This window comes from Priestia sp. SRI_019 (genome assembly GCF_057586255.1).
The window spans coordinates 44,257-70,277 of the sequence record NZ_JBYCZN010000005.1; the positions used below are offsets into that span (position 1 = coordinate 44,257).

Annotated in this window: 24 protein-coding genes and 1 riboswitch; of the genes, 11 read left to right on the plus strand and 13 right to left on the minus strand. The window is 37.3% G+C overall.

Translation table 11 applies throughout. From position 1 onward, the window contains the following. Position 1: 1 nt before the first annotated feature. From AC2YJL_RS22960 to AC2YJL_RS22975, 4 genes are all read left to right on the plus strand, one after another. Positions 2-1,408: a recombinase family protein gene (locus AC2YJL_RS22960; protein ID WP_487374981.1), complete on the plus strand. Its 1,407-nt coding sequence runs from the start codon at positions 2-4 to the stop codon at positions 1,406-1,408. Continuing rightward, positions 1,405-2,871 (plus strand): recombinase family protein, encoded by a 1,467-nt coding sequence (locus AC2YJL_RS22965; RefSeq protein WP_487374982.1) that lies wholly within the window; start codon positions 1,405-1,407, stop codon positions 2,869-2,871. The genes AC2YJL_RS22960 and AC2YJL_RS22965 overlap by 4 nt, the downstream gene beginning before the upstream one ends. Before the next feature lie 359 nt (positions 2,872-3,230). Then, positions 3,231-4,715: a recombinase family protein gene (locus AC2YJL_RS22970; RefSeq protein ID WP_487374983.1), complete on the plus strand. Its 1,485-nt coding sequence runs from the start codon at positions 3,231-3,233 to the stop codon at positions 4,713-4,715. Between the two features lie 207 nt (positions 4,716-4,922). Further along, positions 4,923-6,407 carry a recombinase family protein gene (locus tag AC2YJL_RS22975; protein WP_487374984.1) on the plus strand — a complete coding sequence of 495 codons (1,485 nt, stop codon included), beginning with the start codon at positions 4,923-4,925 and terminating at the stop codon, positions 6,405-6,407. A 31-nt stretch (positions 6,408-6,438) separates the two neighbouring features. Here AC2YJL_RS22975 and rlmD read toward each other — a convergent pair whose 3' ends face one another. From rlmD to AC2YJL_RS22995, 4 genes are all read right to left on the minus strand, one after another. After that, positions 6,439-7,821 (minus strand): 23S rRNA (uracil(1939)-C(5))-methyltransferase RlmD, encoded by a 1,383-nt coding sequence (rlmD, locus tag AC2YJL_RS22980; protein ID WP_487374985.1) that lies wholly within the window; start codon positions 7,819-7,821, stop codon positions 6,439-6,441. Between the two features lie 162 nt (positions 7,822-7,983). After that, a complete protein-coding gene (gene pdaA / locus AC2YJL_RS22985) occupies positions 7,984-8,793 on the minus strand; it encodes a delta-lactam-biosynthetic de-N-acetylase (RefSeq protein WP_251568987.1) in 810 nt (269 codons plus the stop codon). 94 nt (positions 8,794-8,887) lie between these two features. Then, positions 8,888-10,429, minus strand: a complete 1,542-nt coding sequence (locus AC2YJL_RS22990; RefSeq protein ID WP_116758279.1) for a fumarate hydratase — start codon at positions 10,427-10,429, stop codon at positions 8,888-8,890. Between the two features lie 163 nt (positions 10,430-10,592). Next, positions 10,593-10,778 (minus strand): SE1561 family protein, encoded by a 186-nt coding sequence (locus AC2YJL_RS22995; RefSeq protein ID WP_013081532.1) that lies wholly within the window; start codon positions 10,776-10,778, stop codon positions 10,593-10,595. Positions 10,779-10,981: 203 nt separating this feature from the next. Here AC2YJL_RS22995 and yfkAB point away from each other — a divergent pair, with 203 nt between their 5' ends. Further along, entirely contained in the window at positions 10,982-12,100 is a 1,119-nt protein-coding gene (gene yfkAB / locus AC2YJL_RS23000) for a radical SAM/CxCxxxxC motif protein YfkAB (protein ID WP_034263747.1), read from the plus strand. 35 nt (positions 12,101-12,135) lie between these two features. Here the strand turns inward: yfkAB and AC2YJL_RS23005 are convergent, their stop codons facing one another. Together AC2YJL_RS23005 and cax are read right to left on the minus strand one after the other, a co-directional pair. Beyond that, a complete protein-coding gene (locus AC2YJL_RS23005; protein ID WP_025752771.1) occupies positions 12,136-12,936 on the minus strand; it encodes a YfkD famly protein in 801 nt (266 codons plus the stop codon). A gap of 178 nt (positions 12,937-13,114) precedes the next feature. Next, positions 13,115-14,170: a calcium/proton exchanger gene (gene cax / locus AC2YJL_RS23010; RefSeq protein WP_016762856.1), complete on the minus strand. Its 1,056-nt coding sequence runs from the start codon at positions 14,168-14,170 to the stop codon at positions 13,115-13,117. A 200-nt stretch (positions 14,171-14,370) separates the two neighbouring features. Between cax and AC2YJL_RS23015 the strand changes: the two genes are divergently transcribed. After that, the gene (locus AC2YJL_RS23015) at positions 14,371-14,787 is read left to right on the plus strand and encodes a pyridoxamine 5'-phosphate oxidase family protein (protein WP_013055138.1); all 417 of its coding nucleotides are present in this window, start codon (positions 14,371-14,373) and stop codon (positions 14,785-14,787) included. A gap of 145 nt (positions 14,788-14,932) precedes the next feature. On the opposite strand, the gene AC2YJL_RS23020 is transcribed toward AC2YJL_RS23015, so the two are convergent. Beyond that, on the minus strand, positions 14,933-15,316 hold the full coding sequence (locus AC2YJL_RS23020) for an OsmC family protein (RefSeq protein ID WP_230931708.1): 384 nt from the start codon (positions 15,314-15,316) through the stop codon (positions 14,933-14,935). A gap of 189 nt (positions 15,317-15,505) precedes the next feature. Further along, complete coding sequence (locus AC2YJL_RS23025; protein ID WP_230931707.1) at positions 15,506-15,994, minus strand: phenolic acid decarboxylase; 489 nt, start codon at positions 15,992-15,994, stop codon at positions 15,506-15,508. A gap of 380 nt (positions 15,995-16,374) precedes the next feature. On the opposite strand from AC2YJL_RS23025, the gene AC2YJL_RS23030 reads away from it, so the two are divergent. Beyond that, positions 16,375-17,559 (plus strand): MFS transporter, encoded by a 1,185-nt coding sequence (locus AC2YJL_RS23030; RefSeq protein WP_230931706.1) that lies wholly within the window; start codon positions 16,375-16,377, stop codon positions 17,557-17,559. A gap of 15 nt (positions 17,560-17,574) precedes the next feature. Here AC2YJL_RS23030 and AC2YJL_RS23035 read toward each other — a convergent pair whose 3' ends face one another. Then, the gene (locus AC2YJL_RS23035) at positions 17,575-18,510 is read right to left on the minus strand and encodes a cation diffusion facilitator family transporter (RefSeq protein ID WP_251568989.1); all 936 of its coding nucleotides are present in this window, start codon (positions 18,508-18,510) and stop codon (positions 17,575-17,577) included. Between the two features lie 15 nt (positions 18,511-18,525). Further along, the gene (locus AC2YJL_RS23040; RefSeq protein WP_013081523.1) at positions 18,526-18,843 is read right to left on the minus strand and encodes an ArsR/SmtB family transcription factor; all 318 of its coding nucleotides are present in this window, start codon (positions 18,841-18,843) and stop codon (positions 18,526-18,528) included. Between the two features lie 208 nt (positions 18,844-19,051). Here AC2YJL_RS23040 and AC2YJL_RS23045 point away from each other — a divergent pair, with 208 nt between their 5' ends. Together AC2YJL_RS23045 and AC2YJL_RS23050 are read left to right on the plus strand one after the other, a co-directional pair. Further along, the gene (locus AC2YJL_RS23045) at positions 19,052-19,201 is read left to right on the plus strand and encodes a BH0509 family protein (protein ID WP_035335825.1); all 150 of its coding nucleotides are present in this window, start codon (positions 19,052-19,054) and stop codon (positions 19,199-19,201) included. 225 nt (positions 19,202-19,426) lie between these two features. Next, positions 19,427-21,346 (plus strand): heavy metal translocating P-type ATPase, encoded by a 1,920-nt coding sequence (locus AC2YJL_RS23050; protein WP_251568991.1) that lies wholly within the window; start codon positions 19,427-19,429, stop codon positions 21,344-21,346. A gap of 230 nt (positions 21,347-21,576) precedes the next feature. On the opposite strand, the gene AC2YJL_RS23055 is transcribed toward AC2YJL_RS23050, so the two are convergent. The 3 genes from AC2YJL_RS23055 to AC2YJL_RS23065 are packed head-to-tail and all read right to left on the minus strand — an operon-like array spanning position 21,577 to position 23,282. After that, on the minus strand, positions 21,577-22,416 hold the full coding sequence (locus AC2YJL_RS23055; RefSeq protein WP_082178431.1) for a YihY/virulence factor BrkB family protein: 840 nt from the start codon (positions 22,414-22,416) through the stop codon (positions 21,577-21,579). Between the two features lie 14 nt (positions 22,417-22,430). After that, positions 22,431-22,769, minus strand: coding sequence for a hypothetical protein (locus AC2YJL_RS23060; protein WP_050688488.1), 339 nt, complete (start codon positions 22,767-22,769; stop codon positions 22,431-22,433). 39 nt (positions 22,770-22,808) lie between these two features. Next, entirely contained in the window at positions 22,809-23,282 is a 474-nt protein-coding gene (locus AC2YJL_RS23065; protein ID WP_216143111.1) for a low molecular weight protein-tyrosine-phosphatase, read from the minus strand. Positions 23,283-23,458: 176 nt separating this feature from the next. On the opposite strand from AC2YJL_RS23065, the gene AC2YJL_RS23070 reads away from it, so the two are divergent. Together AC2YJL_RS23070 and ade are read left to right on the plus strand one after the other, a co-directional pair. Further along, positions 23,459-23,686 (plus strand): DUF1128 domain-containing protein, encoded by a 228-nt coding sequence (locus AC2YJL_RS23070; protein WP_013055127.1) that lies wholly within the window; start codon positions 23,459-23,461, stop codon positions 23,684-23,686. A gap of 182 nt (positions 23,687-23,868) precedes the next feature. Next, a riboswitch (purine riboswitch) is annotated at positions 23,869-23,970 on the plus strand. 83 nt (positions 23,971-24,053) lie between these two features. After that, positions 24,054-25,790 (plus strand): adenine deaminase, encoded by a 1,737-nt coding sequence (gene ade / locus AC2YJL_RS23075; RefSeq protein ID WP_195695535.1) that lies wholly within the window; start codon positions 24,054-24,056, stop codon positions 25,788-25,790. Positions 25,791-26,021: the final 231 nt, after the last annotated feature.

Below are 26,021 nucleotides of genomic sequence, written 5' to 3' on the forward strand. Positions count from 1 at the left end.
AATGAATAATCTACAGCAAAATAAATATAAAGTTTTTTTCAGACGTGTTAGTACAGTTGGACAAGATCTCAGTATGCAGGAGTCAGCAGATGCTCTATACCGTCAAAGGTATATTCCGAGTGAAATTTTAATGATTAACGAGTATGGAGTTTCAGCAAATAAATTGAGTATTGAACGTCGACCTGAAATGAAAAAATTAATCGTAATGATTCAAAATAGCCAGGTTGAGACCGTTTATGCTTTTGATCGTTCTCGTCTATTCCGTGATTTTTATGAATCAAACTATTTTGTATGGCTATGCAAAAAATATAATGTTCAAATTGTTTTCACATCAAGCGGTCATCAAGATGCGACAGATAGTACATTGATTGAAGGAGTAATGAACATTGTGGGAGATATCGAAGGGAAAAACATTGCCCGAAGAAGCGCAGAAGCACGAAAAAGATACCCGGCTAAAAAATTCGGCTACATCAAAAAAAAGGAAACAAAAAAATACGTCAAAGATTCCATAAAGAAAAGCGCTATTGTAGAATTTTTCAACGATGTATCAAAAATCAAAACAGTTAATGAGTTAGAGGCAGTATTACAACGCTATAAAAAGATCCTAAAAAAGACACCAGATAAGCTTCTTAAATTTGCAACTGATCCTTTCTATGCTGGATATGATTTAAGTAATGGTGAAAATAAACTTTCACACGTTGAACCTTATTTATCGTTAGCACAGTTCAAAGATTTACAAACAAAAAATGTGATTGTTTCAAAATACGTAGAGAAAAAAGCACAGCTGATAGCCGAAGATATTTTTCAACCATATTGCGGGAAATGCAAAAAACTAATGAAATTTCAATTTAATGTCTTAGAAAATAAAGCTTGGTACCATTGCTCAAGTAAATCACGCCATTCAAACATTGTTCTATCAACTAAAGATTTGATTTGCATTATTAATACAACTTTAGATAAAGCTCTTGGGCAGCTTGACACAGAAAAAATAGTTAAAGATTCTCGTGCTTACCTTCAATATATCCGCAAACCTATCGATGAAGAGTTAACATCGATTTCTAAGAAGAAGAACCGAATACTACAAAAAATCATTATAGAAAATGATGAGCTAACAAATTGGAGAGAGCACCCTTCTTATATTGAACTATCTAAGTTAGAAGATAATCAGCAGCTATTTCTCAACGAAATTAACACGAAGGAAGAGTTATTGTTAGAAAATAAGTATTTAACTAAATTAACAAAAGAATATTTAAATAACTGCAAAAAGACGAACCTTTTCTTTCTTATGTCTATGCTCATTAAACGTCTAGATGTTTATCCTCAGGAGATAAACATTGAGATTAGCAAATTTGACTATCTTGCAGATTTTCAAAGCCAATACATTTTTGATGAAGGTGAACTCGTATGAGGTTAGCATTTGGGTATATTCGAAGATCTTCTTACAAACAACAGGAAAATAACAGCGTGGAAATTCAAAAACAACATATTCAAGAATTCGCTAAAAGAAATCAATTAAATGTACCAGATGATTTTATTGTTATTGAAGATGTTACAAGTGCATTTTCCAAGCGAGCAAATCAGAGAAAAGAGCTAATGAAACTACGGGAGAAAATGATTGAGATGAATGTTCCAATCGTTATTTTTCACGAGGTTTCTCGTATGGATAGGACAGGGTATTCTTTCACAATTGATTTTTATCGCCCACTATTAGAAAGTTTACCTAACCTTGAGGTATACACAACACAGTCAAATGAACCTATTGATCCAGATAGTATGAATTTAAAGATGAACTTCCTATTATTCCAACACGAATCAGAGGTAAAATCGGAGCGTGCATTGAGTAACTTGAAAGCTGAACTTCAACAAGAACGACCTGTTCGTCCTGGTTCAACTATACCTTATGGATACACACAAATAGATAAACAGCTTGTACCAAACAAAGACGCTGAAATAGTTTCGTTTATTTCCTTTCTTTACAGTTGGGGAAAGTCACTAAAGAAGATTGCTTTTCTCTTAAATGAAGCTGGTGTACCTTCTCCTAAAGGCAAACAATGGCGTTCAAGTACCATAGAAAACATACTCAAAAACTCTGTTTACACAGGTAATCTCACTTGGAATATTACCAAGATAAAAGATGAAGAAAATGTTTTTATTTTTAAAGATTCACACGAACCTATAGTAAGTGATTTTCACCTTCATTTACACCAATACAATAAAAAAGTTCAAGCAACGTACGGTCGTCTAGATACGCCTTTTCTGTTTCTTAACAAGCTTAGATGCCATCACTGCCATCAGGCTATGGTCACTCAAAATGGTTCCACTAAACGTAATGGAACTACGTATCAATATCATTATTATGTTTGCAAGCATTGCCAATATAAAGTGTGTATTAACGACGTTCATAAAAGTTTAGTTCCAATGATTTTTGAGCATATTCAACAACTTTCATTATCAGAACAAAACAAAAAATTAACTTTAGAGCTACTTAAACAAATGAAAGCTAAATTTGAAAAGGTAGTTCTTGAAATAAACGTTACAATCAACACTCTCTACAAAAAGTTAAAACAAGCACAAAAAATAACCGATCGCGAGTTAGAGCTACAAATATTAGCTATGCTAAATCAAAATCAAAATTCGTTATTAGAATATGAAAAGGTGTTAAATGCCTTAGATAACTATTATCGAGCAGTTGAATCAAATCACTTTTTTCCAAGATTCAACGAAATTTTGGAGCATCAATTAGACACTTCAGAAAAAAGACTGATTATCTTATACTTTGTTGATTTCATCCTAATATCAACTGACCAAAAGCCGCATATTCAGTATAAGACTAACATCTTTGATTTCTTACAACCTGCTTGCAATGAGTAATGGATGCACTACCGAAATTAAAACAAATTGATTGGTTGAAAAACCGAACACAATTTATTAGAGATTTAATTGTTTAACATCAACTTCAGAAATCCCTTGTTATAAGGGATTTTATCTAGGGCTTGTTCGATAATGCGTCCAAACTGGTATACCAATTTGGACATAATCCCGAAAAGTATTATCAGTATGGACAAATCACCGAAATTTATACATAGGCTGATTACTATACCAAGGAGAGATTTTATGCCAATACACATTAATTTACCATATATTTCTTTAAGAGTTAAAACAGCGTTCTACACTACCTTTGAGACTTCTGCTTCTTTTTTATCTCAATTTGATCTTGGAGGTAACTTAGTATGAGATGTGCTATATACGCTCGTGTTTCAACTAAATATGATTCTCAAAAGACCTCTATCGACAACCAGATTGATTTCTTTCGTCACTATGCTGCCCAAAATAATTGGGAAGTTACAAAGATTTATACAGATGTACAATCAGTTACGAAAAAAAGTGGGAGTGGTTTAAAAAATCTCATAGAAGACGCAAAAGCGGGTCTATTTGATGTAATTGTAGCCAAAGAACTTGCCCGCTTCGCACGTAATGGTCGCCTATCTTATGAACTGCGAGATACTTGCATACTAAATAATATTGATATAGTGTGTCTTGACGACTCTATTGATACTACTAAGGGTGATATGGACAAGTTCGGATTATATGTTTGGATGTATGAAACAGAAGCCGCTAATACTAGCAGACGAAACAAACAAGCTAAACAAGCAAAGGCTCGCAGAGGTCTATTTGTTGGTTCTACTCCTCTTTACGGTTATTATAGTGAAAATGGCGTACTAAAAGTCCGTGAAGATGAAACTCCCAATGTAGTTCGTCGTATATTTAATTGTTATTTAGAAGGAACCGGAATGGACTCTATTGCTAAATCTTTAACAGCTGAAAAAGTGCCTACTCCTTCTCAAATAGCTAAAAAGTCTAACGCCTCTAATTTATGGCACGCTTCTACCATTAAAAACATCTTAAAGAATCGACATTACTGTGGTGATTTAGTTCAAAACAGAACGGAAACTATTGCAGTAACAACAACCAAACGCCGTACTCTTGATGAAGATGGTCTAATCATTCAACAAGATACACACGAACCTATTATCTCAAGGGATGTTTTCCAAACTGTACAGAAGATGTTACAAAGTAGAACTCGCACTTCTACAGCTCCTAAGAAACACTTTTTTACAAATATGCTATATTGTGAAGACTGCAAAAGAGGGCTGTGGTATAAAGCTAATCAAAAAGCATACCGGTGTGGCGGAAATCTTAAGTATGGAGACAGTTATTGCTTGAATAGAAAAGTTGTTCGAGAGAAAGAACTCAAGAACGTCATTCTTAGCGATTTGCAGGAGCTATTTCAGTCTTTCCACAACGATTCTCTTATAGAAAACTTATCGAGCAAAGCTAATAGGAAGCACGAGCAAATGCAACAAGAACTAATTAATATCGAACATAAAATTAAAGAACTACGTAAGCGAAAACTAAATTATGTTAATTTATATACAGAACAAGTAATAACAAAAGAAGAACTAATTGAATACAAAGAGTTAGTTGATCAAGAACTTAAAGAACTGGATATTAATAGAACTCAGCTTGTTCAAAACCTTACTGAAGGGCAAGATGAGAGTTATACTGCTGATTTACTCAAAAAATTAAAGGCTGCTTTCTTAGTAAAAGATCTTGCTCCACAAACCTTACATTCTTTAGTGAAGAAGATTACTTGTACAACTGAAGGAACTATTCAAATTCACTACAACTTTTCGAATGACTTTATAGAGAATTAAAGAAAAGATATTATAATGGCGTATAAACATAGAAAAAAGAAGCTGCTCTAATAAGCAGCTTCTTTTTTATCCAATTTATAAGTAGTAGTTTATGTTGTATTCAAAACATTTATATACCTAATAATTTAAGAATAAAAAAAATGGTCAATACTAAGTCTGGAACCCGCTAACATCTCAATACAAAATTACTATTGGTGGTGATTGTATATGAGATGCGCTATCTATGCTCGTGTTTCAAAAGAGCTTGATTCACAAAAAACATCTATTGATAATCAAATTGATTTATTTCGTAACTATGCTAACGAAAACAACTGGGAAATCGTTAAGATTTACACTGATAAAACATCTGGAACAAAAGTTAACAGACCGGGTTTAAAATCCTTAGTTGCCGATGGAAAAGCTAAATTATTTGATGTAATTTTAGCTAAAGAACTTTCTCGATTAGCTCGAAATGGTCGTTTATCTTATGAATTAAGAGATATTTGTCAGTTAAATAACATTCACATTGTTTGCCTTGATAACTCCATTAACACTCTTACTGGCGATGTACAGAACTTTGGATTATTTGCTTGGCTTTATGAAAACGAATCTTTAAATAATAGTCGAAGAAATAAAGCATCCAAGCGTACAAAAGCTGTTAGAGGCGAGTTCACAGGATCTAACCCTACGTATGGATACTATAACGATGGCGGCAAATTAAAAATTCGTCAAGATCAATCGCCTGATATCGTCCGTCGGATATTTAACTATTATTTGGAAGGGACGGGAATGGACACTATCGCTAAAACTTTAATAGCTGAAGGCGTTCCGACCCCTTCTCAAGTAGCTAAAAAAACAAACGCATCTACTTTATGGCACGCTTCTACCATTAAAAACATCTTAAAGAATCGACACTACTGTGGTGATTTAGTTCAACATAAAACAGAAAGTATCTCAGTAACTACTACGAAGCGACGTACTCTCGATGAAGAAAGCCTTATTGTTCACCGAGATATGCACGAGCCCATTATTTCAAGAGAGACTTTTGAAGCTGTACAGAGAATGTTACAAAGCAGAACTCGAATAGGCAAAGCACCTAAAAAGCATCTCTTCACAAATGTATTATATTGTAAAGAATGTGGACGAGGTATGTGGTATAAAGTTAACCAAAAAGGATATAGGTGTGGTGGAAACCTTAAGTATGGCGATTTTTATTGTTTAAACAAAAAAGCTGTTAAAGAGCTCAAATTGAAGAAGATAGTTCTTGCTTACTTAAAAGAGCTATTTCAGGCCTTTCAAGATGACTCTATGATGAAAAGCCTAATGAAAAAGCTTGAGCAAAAACAGCAAGAATTTCAAAAAGAAATGTCTAATGTAGACAATCAAATTCAAGATTTACGTTTAAAAAGGCTTGAATATCTTAACTTATATACTGAACAGGTAATAACCAAACAGGAGTTAATTGAATATAGAGAGCTAACAGACAAAAAACTTAAAGAACTAGATATAATTAAAGCTCAAATTCATCAAAATCTCGAAGAATGTACAAATGAAAATTACGCTATAGAGTTAGGTAATAAATTAAAGAATTTCTTTCCACTTAAAGACCTTGATTCTAAATTGTTACATTCCTTGGTAGAAAAAATAACCGTTAGCATAGACGGCGATATTGATATTCACTATACCTTTATAAATCCTTTTCAGGACAAATAAAAGACAACTTCCCCCGAAGGGGCTAGTTGCCTTATTTTAAAGTGAGTTGCGAGACACATTCCACGTGCGCCGTATGAGGGAACATATCCACAGGCTGAATATAATCAACATGATAAGCCTTCGACAGCTGCTGCACATCTTTGGCTAATGTGGATGGATTACAAGAAACGTAAACCACTTTCTTTGGCTTCACTTGTAAAATCGTTTTTAGAAGCTGGTCATCACAGCCTGTTCGCGGCGGGTCAACGACGATAACTTCTGGCTTCCAGCCTTCTTTTACCCATTTTGGCATCCACTTTTCAGCTGGACCCGTCACATATGTGGCATGTTCAAATCCATGATCTTTGGCATTTTTTCTCGCATCTACAATCGATTCTTCAATCGTATCCATTCCGCGAATTTCTTTGGCATCTTTAGCAAGCCATAAGCCAATTGTCCCTACTCCGCAGTAAGCATCTACAATTTTTTCATTGCCCGTTAGCGCAGCTGCTTTTTTTACTTCATCATATAGCTTCACGGTTTGAAGAGGATTCAGCTGGAAGAATGCACGAGCTGAAAGTTCGAATGAAATGTCTCCTAACGTTTCTTGAATCACTGACTTTCCAGCAAGAGTAAACGTTTCGTCTCCAAAAACAAGCGATGTTTTTTGGCCGTTTACGTTTTGTACGAGCGATTTCACTTCCGGTAGGCGACGCTGAATTTCTTTAATCAGCAGCTCTTTTTTCGGAATATCTTGTTTAGCCGTAATCAAGACAATTTGCACTTCACCCGTTTCAAATCCTACTCGAGATACGATGGTACGTACAATACCACGGCGTTTGCGCTCATTGTAGATAGGAATTTGAAGGTCTTGTAAAATTCGTTTTATTTCTTTTGTCACGTGATTTGTAGCTTTATGCTGAATGGGACAGTTTTCAATATCAATCAAGCGGTGAGAATTCAGTCCGTACAAACCAGCGATGACTTTTTGTTTGTCCACACCGACTTGAAACTGGGATTTATTACGATAGCGCCAAGGATCTTCCATACCAATCGTTTGGCGTGTTTTTTCTTCTACTTTTTTTAATGAGCTGTGACGTTCGAACGCTTGCAAAACGATATCGCGCTTGGATTCTAGCTGACCTTCATACGATAAGTGCTGAAGCTGACAGCCTCCGCACTGTTCGTAAATAGGACAGGGTGCTTCTACGCGATGAGGAGATTTTTTGCGAATTCGCTTGATTTTTCCCTCAGCAAAATTACGCTGAACGTTTGTTGCTTCTACAACCACTTCTTCATTTGGCAGTGCTCCCGGTACAAAGACGACTTGGCGCTTAAAATATCCTACGCCTTCTCCATTAATACCGAGTCTTTTTATCGTTAACGGAAACGTTTGTCCTTTTTGAACTTTCATTTCAGTTTTTGGTTTATTCATGAGACCAACTCCGATTAGTTTAAATTCTTTATATAGTTATTAACGGTCCTTAGCTGCTTAAAACCTAGTAGACCGTATCGCTTTAAAAAAGACATCAACGCATATTATAACACTTCAACAGCAAAAAACCGACAGGAGAAACATTCCCATCGGTTTTTATCGTTATTTCGTTTTAGAAGAACTTTTCTTCATTTGTTTGCGTTCGTTCATTAAATCATCAATGCTTTTAAACGTATAGCCCTGCTTTTTTAAATCTACAATCGCTTGATCTAATGCATCTGCGTTATCCTTTGAAACAGTATGCAAAAGCATGATCGCACCTGGATGTATTTGAGCCATCATATTGTCGTATGAGTAGCGCCAGCCTTTTTGTTCATTCACTTTCCAGTCAACAAATGCAAGTGACCAAAATACGTTCGTATAGCCCTCTTGCTTTGAAAGAGCTAGCGTTCGTTCACTAAATACGCCTCTAGGTGAGCGAAGATACTTCATTTCATCACGACCCGTAATGTTCTTGTATTCATCTTTTACTTTTTGCAGTTCTTCTTTAAAACGTTTGTCATCCACTTGAGTTAAGTCAGGGTGATGCCATGAATGATTGCCGACAATATGCCCTTCTTTTACCATTCGCTTAATTAGCTCAGGCTCTTCTTTTAAATAATGTCCTGTTACAAAGAACGTCGCAGGAACCTTTCTTTTTTTGAGGACGTCTAATACCTGCGGTGTATAGCCATTTTCATAACCGTTATCAAATGTTAAATAAATATTTTTTTTAGTTGTATCTCCGAGGTAAAAAGCATCATACTTAGCAAGAATTTGTTCATAAGCTGTACCTGCGGATGCGGGCTTGTGATTTTTGCTTTTTTGAAATCCCCAGCTAATCGGAGTGTTTGGATACATTTGTGCTTCAACAGATGATATGCCTGTTGACATCACAAATAAAAAAACGAGAAAAAAGGTGAACCGGCGCATAAGAAGCTCCTTTCGGAAGTCATTTTACGCTTAGTATCCACTCAATTTTCTCGTTCATGAACGTTACTTTTTACCATAAGCTCCGGACGTATGTTTATTTAAATACCGGTTCTTTAAATTGCTCAAGCTTTTCAAATGAAGACTTGTCTACATCTGCATGCAAGCTGTTTCCGTGTGAATCCATCGTCACTACAGCTGTAAAGCCTTCTACTTTTAAATGCCACATTGCTTCAGGAATACCGAACTGCATCAAATCAACGCCTTCTACACTCTTGATACAGTCAGCATAGTACTGTGCAGCTCCGCCGATCGCATTTAAATATACGCCGCCGTGCTCTTGAAGAGCAGCAAGTGTTTTAGGACCCATACCGCCTTTACCGATAACCGCGCGAATACCAAATTTCTTCATAATATCTCCTTGGTACGGTTCTTCACGGATACTTGTTGTTGGTCCTGCAGCGGTTACGTGCCATTTTTCATCTTCATCTTTTAACATAACCGGACCACAGTGATAAATGATTTGTCCATTTAAATCAATTGGCGCATCGTGATCTGTTAAATGCTTATGAATAGCGTCGCGTCCTGTGTACATCATACCGTTGATACGCACCACGTCGCCAACTTTTAATTCACGAATTTGCTCTTCTGTAATAGGTGCTTGTAATACAACTTCTTTTGTTTCATCCGCATTTTGTTTCTCTTCTGCACCTGCATTTTTATTAAAATCTACTTCTTCGCCTTCTTGATACAGCCACTCTTGAACGCTTCCTGTATCGGCATTGATTTTAACGCCCAAACGGCGGTAAGCCCAGCAGTTATACGCAACTGACACATAGAAGCTAGCAGGAATACGATTAATAACGCCGACTTTACAGCCAAGTAATGTCGTTTCTCCGCCAAAGCCCATTGTACCAATTCCTAACTTATTGGCATTTTCCATTACATACTCTTCTAATTCTTTCAGCTGAGCATTTGGATTTTCGTCATCTAAGTTTCGGAACAGCTGCTCTTTTGCTAATTCATAGCCTGTTGTACGGTCGCCACCGATTCCAACACCAATGACGCCGGCACTACAGCCTTGACCTTGTGCTTGATACACAGAGTGCATCACACATTTACGAATTCCGTCTAAATCACGGCCAGCTCTACCTAAACCTTCTACTTCACAAGGCAGGCTGTACTGAATGTTTTTATTTTCACAGCCGCCGCCTTTTAAAATAAGACGCGCATCAATATAGTCATTTTCCCACTGTTCAAACTTAATAACCGGCGTGCCGCCGCCTAAATTATTACCGCTGTTTTCTCCCGTTAACGAATCTACGGAGTTAGGGCGAAGCTTTCCGTGCTTTGTTGCTTCTTCAATTGCCCAATAAATCGCTTCTTTAATTTGAAGCTGATTCACTCCTACAGGGGTTTTAATTTTAAATGTTGGCATACCTGTATCTTGACAAATTGGTGATAAATTATCATCCGCCATTTTAATATTATTGGTAATGGTCGCTAAAGACATTGCTGCACGCGTTCCTGCATTTTCACGCGCTTTTGCCTTTGCGATAGCACGTCGAACGTCTTTTGGCAATTTTGTAGATGTTTCAACAATTAAATCGTACATGCTTTGTTTTAAAGCTTCAATCATCACTTAATTCCTCCCATATCCCGCTAATGTATGTATTTATCTATCTGTCGTACAACTTTCAAAATTTATTATACTCCTTCAAAAATTGTTTCGAAAGACCTTTATAGGAGGATTTCCACTTCAAGCAAAAAAGCGCTAGTTTTTCTAGCGCTTTTTCCTTTGTTCATTCTTTATCTTTTTTAAACTGCTCACATTTTGCTTCGAGGTCATCAATCATTGTAATCAAACGGTCAATGTCTTCTAGGTCTGTGTTTTCAGGCTCCATAGAGTCTAATACGTGTACAAACATATTTAAACGATCTTTTAAATAACGTACTTGTGAATCTTTATCTCGAACGGCGTTTCCCATTTTAAACCCTCCTGATATAGCTTTTCATTCGTATTTCTTTATATCCTAACGAATACTTTCATATTTGACAACTAAAAGCAATAAAATCCATAATAGTCACTGGTGTCCGTTTTGAATGAGACGTATAATTTATTCTAGCAGGACGGACCGTGAGATGTTTTCATCATCATTTCACTTTACGGAAAAATAAAAGGAGTTTTTTTATGGCCACTTTACAACGAATTACCCCGGAGTTCGATCCGTGGGAAGCGTATTTAGATATGAAACAATATGGCAAACCCACGCTTACAAACGTTGAATTTACCACAACGACGCTTTGTAATATGCGATGTGAGCACTGCGCAGTTGGATATACGCTGCAGCCAAAAGACCCAAACGCACTGCCGCTTGATTTAATTTTAAAACGTCTCGATGAAATTCCAACTCTTCGAGCGTTAAGCATTACGGGCGGAGAGCCGATGATGTCTCTATCTTCTGTGAAAAATTATGTGGTGCCTTTATTAAAGTATGCACATGAACGAGGTGTCCGTACACAGATTAATTCAAATTTAACATTAGATCTTGCTCGTTACGAACAAATCATTCCTTATTTAGATGTTTTACATATTTCTCACAACTGGGGAACGATGGATGACTTTGTGGAAGCTGGCTTTGCAATGATGGAGCGAAAGCCTACTTATGAGCAGCGCGCCAAATATTTCGACCGTATGATTGAAAACAGCCGCGCGCTTGTAAAAGCAGGTGTAACCGTATCAGCTGAAACGATGTTAAATAAACGTACGCTTCCTCATATGGAAAAGATTCATCGTCAAATTGTTGATGAAATGCTTTGTCAGCGTCACGAAGTACACCCTATGTATCCAAGTGACTTTGCCAGCACTCTAGAAACATTATCTCTTCCTGAAATGCGTCAAGCTATTCATCACCTTCTTGATATTCGAGATGAAAATGTGTGGATGCTATTCGGCACGCTGCCGTTTTATGCATGCAGCAATAATGAGGAAGACTTAACGCTCTTACAGCGCTTATATAGCAGTAAAAATGTAACCGTTCGAAACGATCCAGACGGGCGCTCTCGCCTAAATGTAAATATTTTTGACGGAGATATTATCGTAACCGATTTTGGGGATACGCCTCCTCTTGGCAACATTCAAGATACAAAGCTTACAGACGCTTTTGATACGTGGCAGCAAAGCACGATTTCTAAAGAACTTAGCTGTCATTGTTCAGCAGTGTCTTGTTTGGGACCTAATATTTTGGTGAAAAACAGCTATTATCAAGATACTGATTTTAGCAAACTCCAAGCGAATATCACAAAATAACAAAAAGAGATTCCACCACTGGAATCTCTTTTTTGTTATCTCGGCTGATCGTAAGCCCCAAAGCTTAAGGAAACATAATCTTGTACTGGAATCCATGCTCCAATTCCTTGAGACGTTACATTTCTCACTACAATTGAACGCTTGCTTCCTTTTACCGTTACATACACTTCTCCATATGTTACTTTTCCTTTTTCACTTACAGCAGGCGTATACGCATACAGATAACCTACTTTTTTAGGAGCTACGTTATAGACCTGGTCTTTTTTCGTTCCGGCACCTACAAACGTTTGAAATGATAAAGTGAGCTTTGTTTTTTTAGCTGCTTCAATTAGCATCATTTGTTTCACATGATCAGGCTGAGGTACTTTTGCTGTTAATCCGCCTTTTATATGGCTTTGATTTTCCTGGCTGTACATCATTTTGTACTGAGTTTTTCCTGCTCTGTTATCATAATGATTTGTATTGATTCGCTGGTGCTGCCAGTTAACGTTTGTTTCTGTTGATTCGTAATTTAATGGCCACTGTCCTAAAAAGATAGTTGCTCTAAAACCAATTGCCCATGGAGTTTTAGAAATGTTTGATTCATTTAATATACGAATTAAATCAGGGTTTTCAATTTTCACATTTGATGTTTCAATGAGCTCTTTTGTAAACTCACTCGGCTGCAAATATGGCGTATCTTGACTAGCATTTGGATACGTATTTTCTTTTGAAATATTTAAAGCTGAAGAAGGCACGTTGATGGTAGGCTGAGCTGTTTTCGCAATGGCGATCTTCGTTGAACATGAAAATGAAATAATGATGGTAAACACAAATAAAAGCAATTTACGTAACATCTAGAAACTCCTTTCAACATCGTTAATGAATGCAACCATAGTTTTTTCAAACATCTCCTGTTTTATCCTGAATACCAAAAGGGAAATTCTTCTATTTACTTACACAAAAAGAATCCGAACGATTAATCGTTCGGATTCTTCCTTCAACTAAAACATGTTTGTCCCAGCCTCTTCTTTTTTAAATAAGATAAAAACCAATTCCCATAATAATATAAGCACCTAAAAGAGTTGCACCTTCGAACCAGTTTGTATCTCCGTCATTAGAAATAGCAATAGTTAAAAATACGGCCGTTACCATCGCAATCAACTCAGGCCAAGTAAAGACAAGAGACATTTGATTTTCGAACATCAGCGAAACTAACACTAATATTGGTGCTACAAACATCGCGACTTGTAAAGTGGATCCAACAGCAATTTCAACAGCTACACCCATGCGGTTTTTAACAGCCATAATAATAGCGGAAGCGTGCTCTGCTGCGTTTCCAACAATCGCTACAATGATGACCCCGATGAACAGCTCACTCCACCCAAAACTTTCGGATACAATTTCGATTGTACTAACCAAGCTTTCGGATACGTAAGCTACAGCTAACGTAGACAAAAAGAGAACAGTAATCGCTTTCCACATTGACCATTCTGGCTCTTCATGTTCTTCCACTTCTTCACTTTTATGCTGATACACGCCTCGGTGCGTTACCAGCTTAAAAAATAACGCCGCTAAGTACAAGATGATGAGAATAATGGATATTCCGACACTCAGGGACATGGTCTTCGCTTCGTCCATTTCGCTAGCAAACACTTCAGGAATAACAAACGCAACGATAACGGCAAAGATCAATAATCCAGAATTATGTCTTGCATCATAGACATTAAATTCTTGGCGCTTAAATTTTAATCCCCCGATGAAGAATGAAAGACCGCCTACAAGAAGGAGATTTCCTAATACAGAACCGGTTAACGATGCAAGCACCACCGCTGTAAGGCCTTCTTTTAGAGCAAAAATAGAAATAATTAATTCTACAGCGTTACCAAACGTAGCATTTAATAGACCGCCTATTCGAGGACCAGCTACAACAGCTAAGCTCTCTGTTGCTCTCCCCATAAAAGCTGCGAGGGCAATGATTGTTAAACAGTAAATAATAAACATAAGAACATCTGACCAGTGCATCATGTGCCCAATAACAGATAGCGGCACCCCAAGAATAACCGCTATAAGAAAAATTCGATTGATCATCGATATGTACACCTACCTTATTCATTTTTTGACAACAAAATCAATCATATCAAATTAATGGAATTTGTATAGACTCACCGTCAATGTTAGTATTTTTAACCTATTTTTATAAAAGATAAACCCTTAATTGATTTTTGATTAAGATAGTTAAAAATCAGCCAAACTACCAAGGGTAAAAAGATATAATAAGGAGTGAAAAAATGAGCAATAATGATGTGAAAAATCAAATTTTATCCGTACTGGATGACTATACAATTGGGACGTTAGCTACAATTCAAGATGGAAAACCTTATTCACGCTTTATGATGTTTTTTCATGAAGACCTTGTGCTCTACACCGCCACCAATAAAGATACCCATAAAGTCGAAGAACTAGAAAAAAACCCTTACGTTCATATTTTGTTAGGCTATGATGGGCAGGGTTGGAGTGATCCGTATGTAGAGGTAGAAGCCAAAGTAAATGTAGAAACAAACGAAGAGTTAAAAAAGAAATTTTGGAATGAAAAGTTAAAAGAGTGGATTAAAAGTCCAGATGATCCAAATTATTTGCTTCTTCAGCTGACTCCTGAACGCATGCGCTATTTTGATAAAGCCGGCAGCAAACCGAAGGAAATATGAGATTGAGACGTAGCTAAGTCCATTCCATCTGAAGACGAACAAATGGGAGCAAGGAGCTGAACCGCTTGTAACAACACCATAAAAATCCGAACGAGTTTGATTCATCGTTCGGATCTTCTTCAACTAAAATATTTTTGTCCCAACCTCATTTAATTTCGAAGGTTTCTGTCACTTCAATACTGTCAATAACCGACTGTAGCATCGAACAATTTTTTCGTGCTAGCTCAATTGATTTTTCAATTTTTTCTAATGGAAGGTCTTCTCCTGTGATGATATAGTGCAAATGAATTTTTTCGATTCGCCCCGCTTTTTCATCATTTCGCGTCACATCAGCTTGGATGCGTAAATCGGAAAAAGCAATCCTTTTTTTCTCTAGAATCTTTCTTAACACGCCTCCGCTGCAAACAGCAATGGACGATACCATGAGCTGATACGGACGAAAGCCATACTCTTCATCTCCGGCGATATGTAGCTCTCCATAAGGAAGATTTGTTGTAAATCCCGCCTCTTTTTTCATGTTAAATTCCATTTCCTTCACTCCTTTACTTCATTATAAACCGCTTTTTATATAACCAACTACTCTCAATACGGATACTTGTTACACCGTCACCATAAAAAAATCCGAACGAATTTGATTCCCCATCAAGAATCTCGATTTATCGTTCGGATCTTCCTTCAACTAAACTACTTTTGTCTCAGCCTTTTTTATGACTCTGTGTTAAATTAATTTTCCGGCGCGAATATCATTTGTCATTCCTTCGTAAGGCGCTTGAGCGATAACTTCCTCATTGTTCGCTCCGACATTTTTGATAAATGTAATGTCAGCAAATTCGGGTACAACATATTTCGGATATGTTTCGTATTTTTCACGGGATTCATGCATTAAATCAAGATGATCATTTTGATAGCACACGGTAATTTCAGGATGTTCATGTACCCATTTTGGGAAGAAAATAATGCCGTGCATCCGTTTTTCATCAGGCATAAAGTTCAAAGATACATCTGTTCCAGTCGGCTCAGTCCACGATACTTTATATACACCTTCTGTTAATTTCACAATATCTACTTTTTGGTCGCGAACCCATCGTCCTGCCACCATTCCGCTATGAATACGATAATCGATTGTATTTTCGTTTTTGATATAAATTTCATATTCCCATCCGTTTTCGTATGTGTAAATCATATGATTTCCAATAAATTTTCCCATTTTTATATCGCTCCTTTGATTTATAACACTTCGTATATATCTGACACAACGCGATCCGATCTAAGCGTCTCACAGCAGTGCCTAGAAAAACGCAGTTTTGTAAGCGTTTGTATTTCACATTTCCTGTATGACCAATGACAATCGCTGTACCGACATTGATTGTGAATGTCGCTATTTTCTTAAGCACTGTTTGTATCCTAGCGATCACTTTTTATTTGTAAATAAAAACATGTAACTATTTACATGTTTTATTCTACTTCCCTTATAAAAAGATGTCAAATTAACAGCACAGCACGTCTACATCCTTGTCAATAAAGCGTTTTCCTTGTACGATTAAACAGTTAGATTGACAAAATATAGATAAAAAGAGGTTGAATGCTGTGAGTGCTACTCATAAACAACGTTTCTGGATTTTAGTTAGCCTTGTCGCCATTTCTGGATTCAGCCAAGGTATGCTGCTGCCTTTAATTGCTATTATTTTTGAGAAAGATGGTCTTTCTTCTACTATAAACGGATTAAACGCAACTGGATTGTATCTAGGTATTTTATTTATTTCTCCTTTCATGGAAGGGCCGCTTCGCAGATACGGATATAAACCAATTATCGCAGCAGGCGGACTTTTAGTTATTGTATCTTTAGCTTTGTTTCCCCTGTGGAAATCTGTTGTTTTTTGGTTTGTGCTCCGTTTATTTATTGGAATAGGAGATCACGCGCTGCACTTTGGTACTCAAACGTGGATTACATCGTCTTCACCTGCTGATAAACGAGGTCGAAACATTTCATTGTACGGGCTCTTTTTCGGTATTGGTTTTGCGGTTGGCCCTTTAATGACGCCGTTAATTGAAATTAATCAAGCGCTTCCTTTTATGATTTCTTCAGCTCTCTGCCTCATAACATGGGTGTTTTTATTTTTGATAAAAAATGAATTTCCCCTACAGGAAGTGGAGGTTAATTCATTAAAAGAAACGGCTAAGCGATTTTCTAAGGCGGCTAAGTATGGTTGGATTGCTTTTTTGCCGCCTTTTGGATATGGATTTTTAGAATCATCACTGAACGGAAGCTTTCCTGTATATGGCTTACGAATTGGTTTGCAAGTAGAGTTTATTTCCCTCCTCTTGACTTCCTTTGCAGTTGGAGCTATTGTATTTCAGCTTCCTCTCGGAATACTGAGCGATAAACTTGGACGAAAATTGGTATTAGGATGGATTTTATCCATTGGAGCCGTTACGTTTTTTACAGCAAGCCTCTTGGAAGAGACCGCTATTCCATTGGTAGCTTGTTTATTTATAGCTGGCATGGTTGTAGGCTCGACGTTTAGTTTAGGAATCAGCTATATGACGGATTTGATTCCTGCTCGTCTACTGCCTACAGGTAATTTACTATGCGGCATTGCTTTTAGTATCGGAAGCCTTGCCGGCCCTTACATAGGCGGCACGTTTATTCAGTTCTTTCACCATATCAGCTTTTTTAATATTATTAGCGGGATGCTTGGCTTTATTTTTATTATTCTTTTTGTATTCGGACAAAAGATGCCTATGCAACAAAAAACAAGCGAGAACCTATAGGTTCTCGCTTGTTTTTTAAACTTTTAGCGTTCGATGCTGAAGAGCTGATTTTTCAATTTGTATCGTGGTATGCTCAATGCCGCAGTGATCATGTACTAAATCGATGGCTTTTTGCAAAATTTGCTGACAATCTTTTTCATCTTCTACGCGCATATGACAGCTCAATGAGTCCAGTCCTGAAGTAATGGTCCAAATGTGTAAATCATGCACATCTTTGACTCCTTCAATGTTTTCAAGAAGGTTTTTTATTTCACTGTGGTCTACCCCTTCAGGAGAGCCTTCCATCAAAATATGAACGCTATGAGCAAGCACGCCCCAAGCGCTTTTTAAAATTAATACAGACACAACTACAGAAATAATAGGGTCAGCAATATACCATCCAAAGAGCATCATAAGAAGTCCAGCTACAATAGCTCCAATAGATCCTAAAGCATCTCCCAATACGTGTAAGTAAGCGCTGCGTAAATTTACGTTTCCTTTTACATCGCCTTGTCTCATAAGTGACCATGCGCTGATTAAATTAGCGAGTAAACCAACAGTAGCAATCAGCATCATGCTGCCGCTTGCTACAGACTGCGGCTCTAATACGCGCTGATAGGCTTCATAGATGATAAATCCTGCTATTACAAACAGTGCCACTCCGTTAAAAAGAGCCGCTAATATTTCAAAACGATAATAACCGTACGTTTTTTTAGCCGATGCAGCTCGATTAGCAAACCATATCGCTACAAGGCTAAGAGCAAGTGAGCTTGTATCAGAAAGCATGTGTCCGCTATCGGATAATAACGCTAAACTATTTGTAAAAAGCCCTCCAACAAACTCAAGAACCATAATACCCGCTGTGATAATGAGTGCAATTAACAGACCTTTTTTGTTGCCTTCACGCTGTGTATCAAAATGGTGATGGTGACCGTGATGGTGACCATGATGGTGGTGATGATCATGACTCATGCAAAGCCCCTCCTTTTATTCGTTATGTGCGCATTCTACGTGCTGAATTACTTGATGCAGTATTCCAACCACGTGTTCATCATCGTACGTATAGAAATACGTATTCCCTTCACGGCGATATTTTACTAAACGTAAATGACGCAAGTGAGTTAACTGATGTGAAATAGCTGATTGTGAAACACCAAGCACTTCAACCATATGACCGACTGAACACTCTTCTTGAAATAGCAAATAAAGAATTTTCATTCTCGTAGGATCTGAAATAGCTTTTAGTATTCTTGACGCTTCTTCTACTGTTTGAGGCGATAAAAACGAATGTTCATCTTTTTTCATAACATCTCTCCGTTCATTATATGCAAGTATATGAGCATATGTTCATATATAAATTATAAAACACCTTTTTCTATATAGTCAATTATTTACGTCTTTCTAAATTTTTTTGCCTATTTTAAAAAAAAATCCACACAAAATACTTTTTCTGTTATATAATACAATTAAATATAATAAACTGTATTAAAACAGATGGAGAGGAGAATAATAAATGAGCAGACAAGAACGCAAAAACATGATTACATTTATTGAAACAATGAAGGGGATTGACCGTGAAACCTTAATGTACATGACGGATGCCGATATCGAGCACATTTACACTTCCGCTTATAGATATTATGAAGAACATTTAGATATGTAGTACGTTTTTTACAGAATGCAGACGTCCAGCTGCATTCTGTTTTTATTTTTTAGGCGTTAGTCGTTACCTCCTTGCTTGTTCCGTGCTATACTATACTAAATATCCCAATTTAAAAGACAATAAATGAAAGAAATGTGCTGCTATCGCTGAGATGGCAGCTTTCGTGCTTTTTTAGGGGTAATGATTGTGATTATTCTTCTCAATTATCGTTCAAGGAGGATTTGTATGGAAAATGTGTTACCTAAAAAACAAGAACAAGCGCGGCAAACATCTTCTGCTGTCAATGTATTAAAAACACATGGTGAACTCATTGCTGCATTGTTAAGCAGCGTGCTAATTTTAGCCGGCTGGCTGCTGTCAAAACAGCAGGATACTGCTCTATCTATTACGCTCTTTGTATTAGCTTACGTGATAGGCGGATTTGCTAAAGCAAAAGAAGGCATTGAAGAAACGATTGAAAATAAAGAATTGAATGTCGAAATGTTAATGATTATTGCAGCCATTGGAGCGGCTGTAATTGGCTACTGGACAGAAGGCGCTATGCTTATTTTCATTTTTGCATTAAGCGGTGCATTAGAAACGTACACCATGAATAAAAGCAATCGAGAAATTAGCGCCTTGATGAATTTACAGCCGCAAGAAGCAACGCGTTTGATTGGAGATCAAGAAGAAATTGTATCCATTTCAGATTTACAAATCGGTGACTTGCTGTTAGTTAAGCCGGGTGAACGAGTGCCATCCGATGGTATTGTTGTCTCAGGTCAAACAACGATTGATCAGGCTGCTATTACAGGGGAATCTGTTCCTGTACTAAAACAGCTCGATGATGAAGTATTCGCGGGCACGGTGAATGTGAAAGGCGCCATTACCATTAAAATGACAAAGCCAAGTGCTGAGACGCTGTTTCAAAAGATCATTCAACTTGTTCAAACGGCTCAAAGTGAAAAGTCGCCTTCTCAATTGTTTATTGAACGATTTGAAGGCACATACGTAAAAATTGTTCTATCGGTTGTGGCAGTTATGCTATTTCTCCCACACTATGTGCTTGGATGGAGCTGGACCGAGACATTTTACCGTGCAATGATTCTCTTAGTTGTAGCGTCTCCTTGCGCTCTGGTTGCATCTATCACTCCTGCTTCGCTGTCTGCTATTTCAAACGGAGCAAAAAAAGGAATTTTGTTCAAAGGCGGCGTTCATTTGGAAAGGTTAAGCCATTTAAGCGCAATCGCTTTTGATAAAACAGGAACGTTAACAAAAGGAAAGCCAGAAGTGACAAATGTCATTGTCCGTTCTGATATGAACGAACAGGAATTTCTTGTTAAAATCGCATCAATTGAACGTCAGTCCAATCATCCCCTTGCTCAATCCATTGTTGACTTTGTGAAAAACAAGCAGGAATTGATCCTCGTTCAGCCAGATTCGCTTGAAGACGTTCCTGGATATGGTGTCATTGGGTCTCTTCAAGGAAATACGTGGAAGATAGGAAAAGCAGATTTTGTAGGTAAAGAAGATGCAGGTGAATTTGAAAATGGGATTTCATCTGCGCTTGCCAGTGAAGGAAAAACGATTGTGTACGCAAAAGACCAGCATGGTATTGTGGGATTGCTTGCGCTAAAAGACGTTGTACGAACAGAAGCTGTAGATGCTGTTAAATCTCTTAAAGAGCAGGGTATTCATACCGTCATGATTACAGGAGACAGCGAAAAAACAGCCGAAGCCATTTCAAAAGAATGTGCAGTTGATGAATACATTGCAGAATGTTTGCCTGAAGCGAAAGTAGATAAAATTAAAGCGTTAAAAGAAAAATTCCCTACCGTTTCAATGGTAGGAGATGGCATTAACGATGCACCTGCTCTTGCTACTGCTAACGTTGGAGTAGCCATGGGAGAAGGAACGGATGTGGCACTTGAAACAGCGGATATCGTTTTAATGAAAAATGATCTATCAAAAATTTCGGATGCAGTAGCTCTTTCCAGAAGAATGAACTCAATTGTGAAGCAAAACGTTATTTTTTCTATTGCCGTCATCTTTTTATTAATTTGTTCAAATTTTTTCCAAGTGCTTGATATGCCATTTGGTGTTATAGGTCACGAAGGCAGCACCATTTTAGTTATCTTAAACGGCCTTCGCTTGCTAAAATCTTAACGAAAAAAAAGCCTAACGTATTTGTTAGGCTTTTTATTATGGAAATCAATGCCTTAATGGTAACCGTTTTGTCCATTTTGGCTGTTGCTTGTTTTATGCTTTGGCTGGCTCTTTTTATTTTGCTTTGTATTGCTTCCGTCTTTTTTTGTATGCTTTGTCATGATGTAAAACCTCCCTTTCACTTTGTTAGTATGCTCATATCTTGCGAATGATTTCATCCCAATTTGTGACTATGAAGATTTAAACCGACGGTCGTAGAAAATAGCGTTAATTTCTCCTCCAATAACGATAATCATCCCCGATAGGTACAGCCAAATAAGCAGGATAATAATTCCGCCCAAGCTTCCATATGTAGCTGTATAGTTATTGAAATGATTTACGTAATATGCAAACAGCATCGATACCACTGTCCATCCGACCGTAGCAAAAGCCGCTCCTTTTACCACATTTCGAATCAGCAGCTTTTTATTAGGAGCAAAGTAATATAACCCCGTAAAAACAGTAAACAAAATGAGACCGCTGATAATCCAGCGGGAAGCAGACCATAAAGCGAGAAAGGTTTCTGAAAACCCAAACGTAGACGATAAATAAAGACCAATCATATGACCGAAAACAGGAAGTAAAAGCGCTACAATAATAACAAATATCATCGCAAAAGTAAGGAGAACTGCCATACCTCTCGCCACTAAAAAAGGCCGATTTTCTTGTACGTGATACGCTCGGTTAAATGCTCTTACAATCGCATTAATTCCATTTGAAGCAGACCACATCGTCGCAATGATACCAAAGGACAATAGCTTTTCATTATGAGAACCAATGATATGGGAAACGTTGCTTTCAATCATGTGCAGCGTTTGCTGTGGCGCTACATTTTCGACCAAGTCAAGCAGGTCTGTTGATTCCAATGGCAAAAATCCAATCAGTGTAATTAAGAAAATTAAAAAAGGAAATAGCGAGAGCAGCAAATAATAAGCCAATTCAGCTGATAAACTGGGCAGCTCATCTCGATGAATGCGGCCCATCAGTTCTTTGCCAAACCTTACGATGTTATTTATGTACATTCCAGCCATATGTGCCTCCTTATTTATTTTTGTTCATCACCATACTTCTCCACAAATGCTTCTTTTGTATCGTTTACAATTTCCATCACCTGAGGCGTTGTTTCTTTTAACTTTTCTACTTTTCCTGCTACAAATGATACATCTTCAGAAACTTGCTCAATGGTCGTGCGAATGGTTTCGTATTTCTCTTTGACAGTATCCGTTACAAGTTCAGGGTGCTGAATAAGATTTGTTGTTTTGTCTTTCAGTTTTTTACTTCCTTGAATGACGGATCTTCTTGTTTCTTTATCAAATAAAGAAACAGCTCCTCCTATAATTGCTCCAATGACAATACCTTCTACTAGCTTATTGCGTTTACCCATTTGTCGTTTCTCCTCCGTTTTTTATTTTTTAAGTATCGCTTATTCCGAGAAATGCTTCTCTATAATTTCGTCTAAAAGAGCCTTGCATCCTTCTTGAACTAAGTCATATACTTCGTCAAAATTTCCCGTGAAATAAGGATCAGGCACATCTTCAATATGTAAATCGGGCACAAAATCCAAAAGCCTTGCAATATAACCTGTTTTAGTATGTCCAGCCATCCTTCTCAGATTTCCTACATTTTCGACATCCATTCCAATAATATAATGAAATTTAGCTACATCCTCTTGAATCACTTGTCTTGCTGTTTGCCCTTTAAAATCAATGTTGTTTTTCGTTAAAATAGATTGCGTCCCTTCATGAGGAGGATTGCCTTTGTGCCAGCCTCCTGTGCCTGCAGAATCTACGTGAATTTTTCCTTCCAGCCCTTTTTTCTTCACCATATCTTTAAAGACCGCTTCTGCCATGGGTGAACGACAAATATTTCCTAAACAAACGAATAATACGTTAATCATAGTCTCGACTCCTTTCCCTTATTACAAACATTATATACAATCATTTTTAAACTAAAAAATAGTTTTCTTTTATTTATATCGTTTCCACTCTTCTGTGGATAAGAACCTGACATAAAAGTGTTCACACGATAAAAACATGTTACAATAAAAAAAACGCAACTGGAAGGATGAACAAAGTGGATTTATCAGTAAAATCTCCAGAGAATATTAAACATATGGTCGATAGCATTAGTGAAAAACTGCGCATGCTAAATATCGGAGCAATTAAAGCTGAAGCTTTTGACGAAGAAATGTATGAAGACTTAAAGTACTTATACGATATGGTAATGAGAAAAGATTCTTTTAGCCCAAGTGAAATGCAAGCGATCGCAGAAGAATTAGGTACACTGCGTAAACAAGCTTAATGACAACTCCGTCGATGACTAATAGCCATTGACGGTTTTTTCTACATTTTTTTCTACACATGAATGCTGCGCCTTTTAGCGAGCAAATAAGAGTTAAATCGTTTACATACACATAGATGAAATATTCCCAAAAATCTTTCTTTTTTATTAGGAATTGACGTTTTTATTATTTGTCTATAGAATGTATCGAAATACCTAAAGCTCGTATAGTCTTGGAAATAGGGTCCAAGAGTTTCTACCGAACTACCGTAAATAGTTGGACTACGAGGGTTGAACATCATTCATGCTGCATTTTTATTCTTCTTTATGTTCTCCCTTACATAGTCCTTCATTGTTATTCAGTTATACAATGAGAGGAGTCACATTCATGTCAAATACAAAAACAACCTTAAAAAAACAGCTTGCTGTTGCCAATAAAAAAATACCTGCAGATCTTGTAGTGAAAAACGGGAAAATTATCGATGTCTTTACGCTTTCCATCATTGAAGCTGATATTGCGATTGCTGATGGAGTGATCGTTGGAATAGGTCAATACGATGGGAATAACGTTGTGGATGCAAAAGGAAAATACATTTCTCCTACATTCATTGATGGACACGTTCACATTGAATCATCAATGGTTACACCTAAAGAGTTCTCAAAACTTCTTGTACCTAGAGGCGTCACAACTGTCGTAACGGACCCTCATGAAATTGCGAATGTTTCAGGGAAATCTGGCATTGAATTTATGCTTCAAAACTCGGATTCCATTCCTTTAGACGTATTTGTAAACTTACCTTCAAGCGTGCCAGCAACTCCTTTTGAAAGCTCTGGAGCCGTCTTAAAAGCAGTTGACTTAGCGCCATTTTTCTCTCACCCTCGCGTGCTTGGATTAGCAGAAGTGATGGATTTCCCTGCTGTTCGAGATGGAGATGACGATATGCTCGATAAATTACAAGCAGCTAACGATGCAAACGGCGTAATTGATGGGCACGGCTCAGGGCTAGATGCCACGGGCGTTAATATTTATCGTACCGCTAACATTTCAACAGACCATGAATGCGTAACAGCAGAAGAAGCAATTGAACGTATTCAGCGCGGGATGTATGTTCTGATCCGCCAAGGTTCTGTCGCTAAAGATTTAAAACAATTATTACCTGCTGTAAATGAACGCAACGCGCGCAGATTTTTATTCTGTACAGATGACAAACACCTAGATGATTTATTAACGGAAGGTTCTATTGATTATAATGTTCGTTTTGCTATTGAACTCGGGCTGGATCCGTTAATTGCGATTCAAATGGCTTCGTTAAATGCCGCTGAATGCTACGGGTTAAAAGATAGAGGTGCGGTTGCTCCTGGTTACAAAGCGGATTTTATTCTATTAGACGACTTAACCGATATATCTGCAGCACATGTCTATCAAAACGGAGAGCTTATTGCTAAAAATGGAGAGATGCTTTCTGTTCAAGAAGAACAAATTGATCTTCCAACAGAACTAATGAATTCTGTTCATTTGAAAGAGTTCTCTATTAACAGACTTACGATACCACTTCAGCACAATCGCGCTAATATTATTGAAATTAATCCAAACAGCCTGATTACAAATCATATTGTAGAAGAAGTTCAAGTGAAGCAAAACGAATTTCAGTCTTCTGTAGAAAACGATCAGCTGAAAATGGCTGTTGTTGAGCGTCATCATCTAACAGGGAATATTGGTCTTGGAATTGTAAAAGGTTTTCAGTTAAAAGACGGAGCGATTGCTACCACGATTGCTCACGATTCACATAATATCGTAGCCGTAGGAACAAATGATGAAGATTTAGCAAAAGCAATTGCGGCAATTGAAGAAATCGGCGGAGGTATTGTTATTGTAAAAGGCAGTGAAGTGATTGGCTCCCTCCCTCTTTCCATTGGAGGATTAATGTCACCTCACCCTTACAATGAAGTAAACAGCTTACTTAAGCAGCTTCACGGGGCTCTTCATGAGCTTGATATTTCAAAGAAATTCAACCCGCTGCTGACATTATCTTTCTTAAGCTTGCCTGTTATCCCATGTCTAAAATTAACCGACAAAGGATTGTTTAACGTAAAAGAATTTAAGCATATCACCGTTCAAGCATAAAATAAAAAGGACTCTTTCGAGTCCTTTTATTTATATCCTTTAGACGGCGCAGTTCGAGTTTTACGATTTTTATAATGACGATATCCTTCTTTTAAAAGGATAGGAAAAACAGCGACTAGAATTTTTTTAAATATACGTCCCAATTTAAGGCACTCCTTTACGTGTTCTTACTTTACTATACCCAAATTGGACAGCTAAAAACGCAAAAAAGAGCAGGTATATCCTGCTCTT